Source organism: Belliella kenyensis, assembly GCF_022549675.1.
Lineage (GTDB): Bacteria > Bacteroidota > Bacteroidia > Cytophagales > Cyclobacteriaceae > Belliella > Belliella kenyensis.
Genome location: NZ_JAKZGR010000042.1, coordinates 1 through 2,320 on the forward strand (window position 1 = coordinate 1; position 2,320 = coordinate 2,320).

The 2,320-nt window shown below is 50.5% G+C and carries 1 rRNA gene; it reads left to right on the forward strand.

Annotated features, from left to right (window positions below):
• Positions 1-97 precede the first annotated feature (97 nt).
• Positions 98-2,320, forward strand: a 23S ribosomal RNA gene (locus MM214_RS18835); the annotation flags it as partial.

Genomic DNA, 2,320 nt, shown 5'->3' on the forward strand with positions numbered 1-2,320 from the left:
AGAGTTCATTGACATGTTGAGCAGAGAATTGAGCGGAGGGATTAAATCCTGAAGCGAAGATAGGTTGTATACCGAAGCAAGAGGCGGTATACGATAAATGTAAGTAAATAAGGGCGCACGGGGGATGCCTAGGCTCTCAGAGGCGAAGAAGGACGTGACAAGCTGCGAAAAGCTACGGGGATCCGCAAGAGGACTTGATCCGTAGATATCCGAATGGGGCAACCCACCCGCCACGGCGGGTATTCCGTAAGGAAAGCAAACCCGGGGAACTGAAACATCTAAGTACCCGGAGGAAGAGAAAACAACAGTGATTCCGAGAGTAGTGGCGAGCGAAATTGGAACAGCCCAAACCGATGCTGTTACGGCAGCGTCGGGGTTATAGGACCGACATAAATTATGATCAAGAGACAGGAAATGTTTGGGAAGGCATATCGTAGAGGGTGATAATCCCGTACTGGAATTTTGGTTATGGTGGTTGGTATCCTGAGTAGGTCGGGACAGGAGAAATCCCGATTGAATTATCCGGCACCATCCGGAAAGGCTAAATACTCCTGAGAGACCGATAGTGAACAAGTACCGTGAGGGAAAGGTGAAAAGTACCGTGAATAACGGGGTGAAATAGAACCTGAAACCGTGCGCTTACAAGCGGTCGGAGTCCGCCAACTGGTCGGATGACGGCGTGCCTTTTGCATAATGAGCCTACGAGTTACTCGTCACTGGCGAGGATAAGGAATTAAGTTCTGTATCCGGAGCGAAAGCGAGTCTGAAAAGGGCGCTTAGTCAGTGGCGGTAGACGCGAAACTTTGTGATCTACCCATGGACAGGTTGAAGTACTGGTAACACAGTATGGAGGACCGAACCGATAAACGTTGAAAAGTTTCCGGATGATCTGTGGGTAGGGGTGAAAGGCCAATCAAACTGAGAAATAGCTCGTACTCCCCGAAATGTTTTTAGGAACAGCGTCGTGGAATGTATGTCGGAGGTAGAGCTACCGATAGGACTAGGGGGAGTCATATCCTACCAAATCCTGACGAACTCCGAATGCCGACATACAGTAACGGCAGTGAGGGCTTGGGTGCTAAGGTCCGAGTCCGAGAGGGAAAGAACCCAGACCTACCGCTAAGGTCCCAAAATTTACACTAAGTTGAACAAAGGTGGTCCAGCTGCAGAGACAGCCAGGAGGTTAGCTTGGAAGCAGCTATTCCTTTAAAGAGTGCGTAACAGCTCACTGGTCGAGCGGCAGGGCGTCGATAATAATCGGGCATCAAGTGTAATACCGAAGCGTAGGATTGATCCGCCACGGCGGATCAGTGGTAGGGGAGCATTCCAATAGCAGAGAAGGTGCATGGCGATGTGCATTGGAGCGATTGGAAAAGCAAATGTAGGCATAAGTAACGATAATGCGGGCGAGAAACCCGCACACCGATAGACCAAGGTTTCCTGATCAACGCTAATCGGATCAGGGTTAGTCGGGTCCTAAGGCGAAGCCGAGAGGCGTAGTCGATGGCAAATGGGTTAATATTCCCATACTTGATATACAGGTGATGGAGTGACGGAGTGATGAAAGACACGCCCGGTGACGGAATACCGGGTTAAAGCTTGTAGGTATTGGAATCATAGTTAAATGCGTGAATCTAGCCGAAGGTGATAGTACCGAGCGTCTACGGACAATCGGATAGTTGTCCTAAGTGCTTCCAAGAAAAACTTCTAGCGTTAAGCGTATATCGACCCGTACCGCAAACCGACACAGGTGGTCAAGGAGAGAATCCTGAGGTGCTCGAGTGAATCATGGCTAAGGAACTCGGCAAAATGGCCCTGTAACTTCGGGAGAAGGGGCGCCTACCCACGCGAGTGGGAGGCCGCAGTGAAAAGGCCCAGGCGACTGTTTAGCAAAAACACATGGCTTTGCGAAGTGGCAACACGAAGTATAAGGCCTGACACCTGCCCGGTGCCGGAAGGTTAAGAGGGGATGTTATTCAGCAATGGAGAAGCATTGAATTGAAGCCCCGGTAAACGGCGGCCGTAACTATAACGGTCCTAAGGTAGCGAAATTCCTTGTCGGGTAAGTTCCGACCTGCACGAATGGTGTAACGATCTGGGCGCTGTCTCAGCCATGAGCTCGGTGAAATTGTAGTCGCGGTGAAGATGCCGCGTACCCGCAACGGGACGGAAAGACCCCATGAACCTTTACTGCAGCTTAGTATTGGTATTGGGTAAACGATGTGTAGGATAGGTGGGAGACTGAGAATTGGCGTCGCTAGGCGTTGAGGAGTCGCCGTTGAAATACCACCCTTTGTTTGCTTGGTATCTAACCCCGTAT